General features: G+C 70.5%; 6 protein-coding genes and 3 pseudogenes. 5 read left to right on the top strand and 4 right to left on the bottom strand.

The genetic code is table 11. The annotated features are described in order from the left end of the window. Nucleotides 1-64: 64 nt before the first annotated feature. Nucleotides 65-562, bottom strand: coding sequence for a nuclear transport factor 2 family protein (locus tag FCI23_RS23680; protein ID WP_136725934.1), 498 nt, complete (start codon nucleotides 560-562; stop codon nucleotides 65-67). Nucleotides 563-705: 143 nt separating this feature from the next. On the opposite strand from FCI23_RS23680, the gene FCI23_RS23685 reads away from it, so the two are divergent. Beyond that, the gene (locus FCI23_RS23685; protein WP_136725935.1) at nucleotides 706-1,302 is read left to right on the top strand and encodes a LysR substrate-binding domain-containing protein; all 597 of its coding nucleotides are present in this window, start codon (nucleotides 706-708) and stop codon (nucleotides 1,300-1,302) included. Nucleotides 1,303-1,846: 544 nt separating this feature from the next. Then, on the top strand, nucleotides 1,847-3,004 hold the full coding sequence (locus FCI23_RS23690; RefSeq protein ID WP_136725936.1) for an alpha/beta hydrolase: 1,158 nt from the start codon (nucleotides 1,847-1,849) through the stop codon (nucleotides 3,002-3,004). Between the two features lie 120 nt (nucleotides 3,005-3,124). On the opposite strand, the gene FCI23_RS23695 is transcribed toward FCI23_RS23690, so the two are convergent. The 3 genes and pseudogenes from FCI23_RS23695 to FCI23_RS23705 form a co-directional block, all read right to left on the bottom strand. Further along, nucleotides 3,125-3,562, bottom strand: a complete 438-nt coding sequence (locus FCI23_RS23695) for a hypothetical protein (RefSeq protein ID WP_211265449.1) — start codon at nucleotides 3,560-3,562, stop codon at nucleotides 3,125-3,127. Next, a complete protein-coding gene (locus FCI23_RS23700) occupies nucleotides 3,559-4,101 on the bottom strand; it encodes a GNAT family N-acetyltransferase (protein ID WP_136725937.1) in 543 nt (180 codons plus the stop codon). Before FCI23_RS23700 ends, FCI23_RS23695 begins: the two co-directional genes overlap by 4 nt. Beyond that, nucleotides 4,098-5,221 (bottom strand): annotated as a pseudogene (locus tag FCI23_RS23705) (LLM class flavin-dependent oxidoreductase). The gene FCI23_RS23700 and the pseudogene FCI23_RS23705 overlap by 4 nt, the downstream one beginning before the upstream one ends. 658 nt (nucleotides 5,222-5,879) lie before the next feature. Between FCI23_RS23705 and FCI23_RS23710 the strand changes: the two are divergent. The 3 genes and pseudogenes from FCI23_RS23710 to FCI23_RS23720 form a co-directional block, all read left to right on the top strand. After that, nucleotides 5,880-6,839 (top strand): annotated as a pseudogene (locus tag FCI23_RS23710) (amino acid ABC transporter permease). 4 nt (nucleotides 6,840-6,843) lie between these two features. Then, a complete protein-coding gene (locus FCI23_RS23715; RefSeq protein WP_136725938.1) occupies nucleotides 6,844-7,428 on the top strand; it encodes an IS607 family transposase in 585 nt (194 codons plus the stop codon). Next, nucleotides 7,425-8,134: pseudogene (locus tag FCI23_RS23720) on the top strand (IS607 family element RNA-guided endonuclease TnpB); the annotation flags it as partial. The gene FCI23_RS23715 and the pseudogene FCI23_RS23720, both read left to right, overlap by 4 nt.

The raw sequence follows: 8,134 nt of genomic DNA on the forward strand, positions 1-8,134 counted from the left end.
CACGCCGGTGGTAGGTGAATTCCGCCACCGAAGCCGTGCGCACTCGGAGTTGCCGACCTTGGGGTCAGGTTCCAAGGCCCGCGGTACACGATCGCTTTCGTTTTTCGCCCTTTCCCCTGGGGTTCCATGGCCGGTGCTTTGCGGGCGGTCGCCTTTCCCAGGAACCGGGCAGGGAGATCGGCATGTCCAGCAGGACGTCGTGCCGGGCGATTTTCCACTTGCCGTTGATCTTGCGGAGGTCGGTGTCGTAACAGCCCGACTCGATGGGCTCGACGGTGCCCTGTACCCCGAAGACACCTTCGGGCCAGCCGCCGGCCGGGCGGGCGCTGCCGCCCACCTTGAACACGATGAACTGGGCGTTCATGTGTGCCCGGATGCCGTCGACGTCGATGATGTGGTCGGCGGTGACGTGGTGGCTGGAGCCGCGCTCCGGGTGCGGGGCCATGTAGTTCTCCACGGCGAACCGGACCGCGTCACCGCCGATCAGCTGGTCTCCCACCGGGTCGTAGGTGCCGGGGCCGGTCTTGCTGTGGATCTGCACCGGTGCGTCCGATATGAACAGCGCCCCCTGGGCGGCGCCGTCGCGCTTGCCTTCCCGACCCTCGTGCGAGGCACGGCGTGGGGCACGCCGCGTTCCTCTCGTCGGGTATCCCTAACCGCGGCCGGTGCGGTATTCCTGGCGGGGCCCGGCGGGCGCTGGCCGCGATGGACCACGCGGTGCGGCAGGCACAGCGCGCAACGGGGCGCCCACCGATCACCGTGGCAACGCGCCCGGGTACCGGTTCGGGCCTCCTGGCGGACATCCTGCGCATCTACGGCGCCCTGGCCGCAGCCTCGCCCACGGAGATCGTCTTCACCGCCGCCCAGCCCGGCGCGCTCCGCGAGGGCACCGCCGACGTGGCCGTCATATGCGACAGCGACAAGGGCGACGACCTGGAGATCGCACAGCTCGCCTCCGAACGGCCGATGGCGCTGCTGCCCACCGGCCACCCCGTCGCCGAACGCGGCGCCGTCACCCTGGCCGAACTGCGCGCGCACCCGGACTACCTGCCACAGTGCCCCACGGAGCCCCTGGACGTGGTCATGGACCGGGTCGCTCTCGGCCGCCTGGTGGTCGTGGTCGGCGAGAGCGCCGCCGACCGGCTCGGGCGCTCCGTCACCGCCGTTCCGGTCGCGGACCTGCCACCGACCGACCTGGTATTCGCCTGGAGCCCTCACGCACGACACCCGGACCTGGCACGGTTCCTCCACACCGCAAGAGCCATCGCCGCACGTCAGCCCGGACAAGGCCAGGCGTCCTGACCATGCCGGGCACTGCGCTACGACACGTCGTCATCGGCGGTCCCACGACCGGCGAACCCCGGCTCCGCCTGCCGGAGCCGCCGCAAAACCGCCGCAAGGTCTGCTGAACCGACCCCATGGTGTGCACAGCGGCGGTCAGGCTGTTGCCGTGCCGCTCGAGAATACGATTCCGAGCCCGGTGTACCGGTTTCGCCAGGTGACCGAATGGGGTGTCAGAGCCCCACACGTACAGACCACTGCACCCCGCGCCGTGCGGCGCAGCCGTTCAAGGTGCGGGAGGACGGCGAGTCGGGTGAACGCGGTGGCCGGTCGGGGCGCCAGGGCCAGGTGCGGCGATTCGCAGGCGCGGACGGCACCGTCGGCTGCAGGCGTGCCCGTGCCTGCTTTCTGGCATCGACAGTCTGTGGCCGCCGATGTCCGGCCGCCACCCGATCCACGCAAAGTGGCGATGAAGTCACTCGTTAGGGTTACCCCTGGTGGTCTGGGGTCAGATTCCTCCACAGGATGGTCCGGGGGCCTTCGATCAGGAATGAGAACCACCACCATGACCTCCGTTCCCGATGTCTCCATACGGCGCAGGGCCCGCTACGGCATAGCTGCGGCGCTCGTCGCAGCCAGCGTCCTGAGCGCCTGCGCCGACCGGACGGGCCGCACAGTGAACCCCGGGGAGGACCCTGCTGCCGCGGTGGCCGACAGGGCCGCACCGAAGTACGCCCCGTGCGGCAAGCCGCCGGTGAAGCTGGAGAAGCAGGACCAGGACTTCCTCAACCAGTTGGCTGCCGCCGACGGCCCACCGCTGTACACCCTGTCCTACAAGGCCGCTCGCCAGGTGCTCGACAAGCTGCAGTCGGGGCCCGTGGCCACGCTCCCCGCCGACATCACCCAGCGGACAGTCCCGGGCGGCCCCACCGGGCCGGTGTCCATCCGTGTCGTCCGGCCGGCCGGCGTCAAGGGCCCGCTGCCCGGCATCGTCTACATCCACGGCGGCGGCTGGGTCCTCGGCAATGCGATGACCCACGACCGCCTGGTCCGCCAGATCGCCAACGGGGCGCGGGCCGCCGTGGTGTTCGTCAACTACACGCCCTCCCCCGAAGCCCGATTCCCGGTCCCGATCCAGCAGGCCTACACAGTCGCCCAGTGGGTCGCCCGCCACGGCCGCACGATCGATATCGACCCCACCCGGCTTGCCATCGCCGGTGACTCCGTCGGCGGCGACATGACCGCCGCCGTCACCCTGATGGCCAAGCAACGCGGCGGACCGCACTTCGCCCGGCAGGTCCTGCTCTACCCGGTCACCGACGCCCGCTTCGACACCGCCTCCTACAATCGGCTCGCAGAGGGCTGTTGGCTCACCCGCCCGGCCATGAAATGGTTCTGGGACGCCTACGCCCCCGACCCCGCAGTCCGCGCCCAGCCACTCGCCTCACCGCTGAACGCCAGTGTCGATCAACTCCGTGGCCTCCCCGAAGCACTGATGATCACCGACTCGGACGCCCTGCTCGACGCGGCCAACGCCTACGCCGCGAAACTGCAAGCCGCCGGAGTTCCGGTCACCCTCTCGCACTACGGGTCCATCACCCACGACTTCATGATGCTCGACGCTCTGGCCGGCACCCAGGCAGCCAAGGAGGCCGTCGCAGAGACCACCGGCGCCCTCCGCGAAGCCCTGTACGCCCCACGCCAGCCCGGGCGGGGCAAGTGACACCGCGGCGCCCGCCGCTGTAGTGACCCGCACCACCGGTGATCGGGTGGGGTGGCGCTTGCGCCGGCCATGACTCCCATGAGCCGGAGCACGACAGTTGTCGGAGAGGCAAGCTTGTTGTCACCATGATCTCCGGGGCCAGCACGCCTGACCGGCGTCGTGGCTGAGGGGGTCCGGCCCAGATGGCCGTCGCCGACGCCCGCACCGATCATCACCCTCCCCACAATGACCGAAGGCCGCGTGAGCCCACCGCTCTGTGATGTCGATGTCCTGGCCGACGGGCTTCTTGTCGGAGCCGCCCGGGTAGTACGCCGACGGCGGGGAGCCGACGGCCTCGCCGACCCGCAGGGTGCCCGTCTTGCGTACCTCCGCCGGCAGCAGGGCGGCGATGGAGCCCACCGTGTGCACCGCGGCCACCGGATCGTCGGTCGGCGCCGGAGACGGCGCGGCGCCTGCCGCCGTGGTCCCGGCGGGGCTGCCGGAGCCGCATGCGGTCAGGGCCAGCAGGGGCACGAGCGCGACGGCGGCGAGGCGGAGTCTGGTGCCGGGGAGGTTCACGCAGTCGCGGCCTTTCGGGTGTGCGTACCGGAGGGGGGCTGCGCGGGCAGGCGCTTTTCGAAGGGAAGCGGGCCGATGGTTTCGGGGTCGGCCGCCGTGTCGAACAACGGCGTGTAGCCGGTGGCCAGGTAGAGACCCCGTGCCTCGGGCTGGCGCGGGCCGGTGGTCAGGTAGATCCGCCGGTAGCCGCGGGCGCCCGCCTCGCGCTCCAGTTCGGAGACGACCCGGCGGGCGAGGCCGCGCCGACGGTGGGCGGAGTGCGTCCAGATCCTCTTCAGCTCGGCTGTGGTTTCGTCGTACCGGCGGAAGGCGCCCCCGGCGACCGGCTCGCCGTGCTCCAGCAGCAGGAGCAGCAGCCCGCCGAGTGGTGCGGTGAACTCCTCGTCGGGGTAGCAGGCGAGCTCGGCATGGGCGTCCTTGCCGTACCGGACGGAGTACTCGTCGCCGAGCTCACGCAGCAGCGGCTCTACTCGCGCGTCGGAGACGGGGACATGGACGACCGTCAGCTCGGACGGCGGTGGTGGAGTGACGGCTGTCATCCGCGTACCACCGCGAGGGTCTGCGGATCGCGCCCCACCCGCTCGGCGTCGCGCTTGGCGACCTCCTCGCGGACGATCGGGATGACGAACCGGCCGAAGTCGATCGCGTCGCCGAGCAGGTCGTAGCCGCGGGCGGAGAGGATGTCGACGCCCAGGTCGTAGTAGTCCAGCAGTGCCTGGGCGACCGTCTCGGGGGTGCCTACCAGGGCGTTGGAGTTGCCCGCGCCACCGGTGGCGGCGGCGGTCGGGGTCCACAGGGCGCGGTCGTAGCGCTCCCCCGCCTCGGCTATCGCGATCAGCCGCTGCGAGCCGGTGTTCTCCGGGGCGCCGCTGCGGTGGTGGCGTACGAGTCCCTGCTCGCGGCGGGCGCGGATGGCGCCAACGGTGCGGTGGGCCTTCTCCCAGGCGAGTTCCTCGGTCGGGGCGATGATCGGCCGGAAGGCGACCTGGATGCGCGGCACGTCCGTGCGGCCGGCGGCCTTCGCGGCGGCCTTGACCGACTCGATCTGCTCGGCGGTCTTCTCCAGCGGCTCGCCCCACAGGCAGTAGATGTCGGCCTCGGCGCCCCCGGCCTCGTACGCGGCGGGCGAGGAGCCGCCGAAGGAGACCCGGGGCCTCGGCTGCTGGACGGGGAAGACGTCGCTGACGAAGTCGTGGAAGCGGTAGTGCTCGCCCTCGTGGTCGAAGGGCTCATGGGTGGTCCAGATCTTCTTGACGATCCGGATGTATTCGCGGGTGCGTAGCGCTGGTCCTTGGTGAGGGTGTCGCCTTCGCGGCCCTGCTCATGGTCGTTGCCGCCGGTGATGAAGTGCACGGCCAGCCGCCCCTCGCTGATCTGGTCGAGGGTGGCGAAGGTCTTGGCGGCGTAGGTGGGGTACGAGACGTTGGGCCGGTGGGCGAGCAGGATCTGCAGGGTGTCCAGCCTGCTCGCGATGTACGCGGCGGCCGGCGCGGGATCGGGCGACCCGGATCCGTAAGCGAACAGCACCCGGTCCCAGCCGTGGTCCTCGTGCGCCCGGGCGAGCCGGAGCGTGTACTCCTTGTCGAAGGCGGCGCCGGAGCGCGGGGTCGTCTCGGACCCGTCGTTGGTGGCGGCGATGCCGAGGAATTCCACAGGCATGGACGTGACCTTTCGCAAGTGCGGTGGACAGCAGGCGCGCGGACAGGGGCCGTCCGGCCCCGGTACAGCCGCGCATGACGGAGGATCAGGCGAGGTACACGGGTGGGTCGAGTGCGGGTGGAAGCAGACGTGATGACACCGGGGCTGGGAAGAGGGAGGGGCGGCGGCAGCGGGCGTCCGGGCTCGCAGTGCCACAGGTACGCGGATCAGCGCCCGCGCCCCGCGGCGATGCATAGGAGGAAGCCGGCCCGCGTCGGGGGATTCCGAAGGAGGGAAGGGCCGGTCAGACAGCCCGCTGCCGAGTCAGGTGCAACACGCCGCGGACCACACCCGACCGAAGTCGATGTGGTCGCGGGTGACCAAACGCTGCTGGGCATTCACGTAGCCAATTGAGCAGCACATCGTGTGCCGCGTCAACCATGGCCCGTATTCCGGACCCGGGCTGACGGGCTCCATGCGTTCTTGACAGGTCAGTGGTCTGGGCCCATACGATCGATGGCGGACCGGCCTCCGCTGCTCGCGGTGGCCAGGCCTGCCGCGTTGAGGGATGCGGGCGAGCGTGACGGCACCCAGGCCCCGGCCGCACCGTGCACGCCGTACGCGTGCCGCCGGGTGATGACCGACACCCGCGACCCGCCCCTCCCCGGAGAGCCTCCCGATGGTCACGCCTTCCGATGTCACCCTTCCCGACGCCGTATCCGGCCCGGCCGCCGCAGGAACCGGCGGTCCCGGCTTTGACGACCGCCGCAGATCGTGCCGCGCCGGCACGTCGGCCGCTGGGTCACCGCCGCCGCACTGCTGGTCTTCGCGATGGTGGTCAGTTCCGTCGTCCGCAACCGCGCCTTCCAGTGGGACGCGGTGGCCAGTTACTTCACCACCAGCGCCGTGCTCGACGGGCTGCTGCTGACCCTGTGGCTGACCGGCGCGGTGATGGCGCTCGGCTTCCTGCTCGGCACCCTGCTGGCGGTGATGCGGCTGTCCGCCAACCCGGTGCTGCGCACACTGAGCCGGGGCTACGTGTGGATCTTCCGGTCCACGCCACTGCTGGTGCAGCTGCTGTTCTGGTTCAACATCGGCGCCTTGTACCCGACGCTCGGATTCGGTGTTCCCTTCGGCCCGCAGTTCGTCACCGTCAAGACGGTGAACCTGCTCGGCCCCACCCTCACCGCCGTCATCGGCCTGACCCTGCACGAGGCCGCCTACGCCGCCGAGACGGTGCGCGGCGGCATCCTCTCCGTGGACACCGGCCAGGCCGAGGCCGCCCAGGCCCTCGGCCTCAGCAGATGGCGAACGCTGCGCAGGATCGTCGTTCCGCAGGCGATGCGCTGACCTGCTGTTCTCGGTCCAGTTGGTCTACAACCGCACCTATCAGGTCATCCCGCTGCTGCTGGTCGCCACCCTCTGGTATATCGCCGTCACCACCGTGCTCGGCGTCGGCCAGTTCTATATCGAGCGGTACTACGCGCGCGGTACGGCTCGCGCATTGCCTCCCACCCCCCTGCAACAGTTGCGCCGGCGCCGCCGACGCTCGCACCGTGTTCGACGGGGACCGGTGAGGGGTGAACAACAGTCGCATTTTTCATCAGTAGTTATCTGCCTTCATCAGCCTTTATCCTGATTGCGTGAAGCTTTCCGAGTGGGCGGCGCGCAATGGCGTGCATTACCAGACCGCGTGGACCTGGGCGAAAGAGGGCCGTATGCCGGTCCCTGTCGTGCAGACGCCGTCCGGTATGTGGCTGGTCGAGGAGTCCACTCCCGAGGTCGTTGGGCGGACGGTGGCGTACTGCCGTGTCTCGTCCGGCGACCAGAAGGCGGATCTCGACCGGCAGGTCTCCCGCGTCGTCCAGGGAGCAGGCGGGCTGGGGCTCGCCGTTGCCGAGGTTGTGACCGAGGTCGGGTCGGGACTGAACGGGAAACGGCGGAAGCTGCACCGTGTCCTGTCGGACCCGGCCATTGCCGTCATCATCGTGGAGCATCGCGACCGGCTGGCCCGCTTCGGCGTCGAGCATCTGGAATCGGCACTGTCGGCTTCCGGCCGGCGCCTGGTGGTGCTCGATCCGCAGGAGACGACCAGTGACCTGGTTCGGGACATTACCGAAGTCCTCACCTCGATGTGTGTCCGGCTGTATGGGCAGCGGGCGGCGAAGAGGCGGGCCGCACGCGCTATCGCCGAGGCCACCGCCCCGGCGGCGGAGAGGACCGGATGAGCGGGGCGGAGCCCGCCGGGAGCGGGAAGAAGAAGCGGCGGGGGTTCGAGGCGCGGCCCGGCTTCCACGTCGTGGGCCACAGGCTCGCCCTGGACCCAGGCGCGTCCGCCCTGCAGGCTCTGGCCTCGCATTGCGGGGCGGCGCGGGTCGCCTACAACTGGGCAGTGCGGCATGTGCTGGCGAGTTGGTCGCAGCGCGCGGCGGAGGAGGCCTACGGCGTCCCCGAGGCAGAGCGCGTTCCGTGGCGGTCGTGGTCGCTGCCGTCGTTGCGGAAGGCGTTCAACGAGGCCAAACACACCGACCCCTTCCTGCGGGAGTGGTGGGCGCAGAACTCGAAGGAGGCCTACAACACCGGCCTGTCGAACGCTGCCGCCGCGTTCGACAACTACGCCAAGTCCCGGCGCGGTGAGCGCAAGGGCGCCCGGATGGGCAGGCCCCGTTTCAAGTCGAAGCGGAAGGCTCCTCTGGCGTGCAAGTTCACCACCGGCACCATCCGCCTCGATGACCGGCGGCATGTCGTCCTGCCCCGCCTCGGCCGGATCCGCCTCCATGAGGACGTACAGCCCCTCGCGGACGCGATCGCCGACGGCGGAATGCGGATTGTGTCGGTGACGGTGCGGTTCGAGCGGGGCCGCTGGTTCGCGGTCCTGCAGACCGAGGAACGCAACACCATCGCCCCTGCCACCCGGCCCGGCACGGCGGTCGG

The organism is Actinacidiphila oryziradicis, assembly GCF_005047355.1.
GTDB lineage: Bacteria > Actinomycetota > Actinomycetes > Streptomycetales > Streptomycetaceae > Actinacidiphila > Actinacidiphila oryziradicis.

What these genes read in the sequence shown, in the direction of transcription:
- FCI23_RS23685 (WP_136725935.1), top strand. Translation starts at nt 706, where the DNA reads ATGGACCACGCGGTGCGGCAGGCACAGCGCGCAACGGGGCGCCCACCG.
- FCI23_RS23700 (WP_136725937.1), bottom strand. Translation starts at nt 4,101, where the DNA reads ATGACAGCCGTCACTCCACCACCGCCGTCCGAGCTGACGGTCGTCCAT.
- FCI23_RS23690 (WP_136725936.1), top strand. Translation starts at nt 1,847, where the DNA reads ATGACCTCCGTTCCCGATGTCTCCATACGGCGCAGGGCCCGCTACGGC.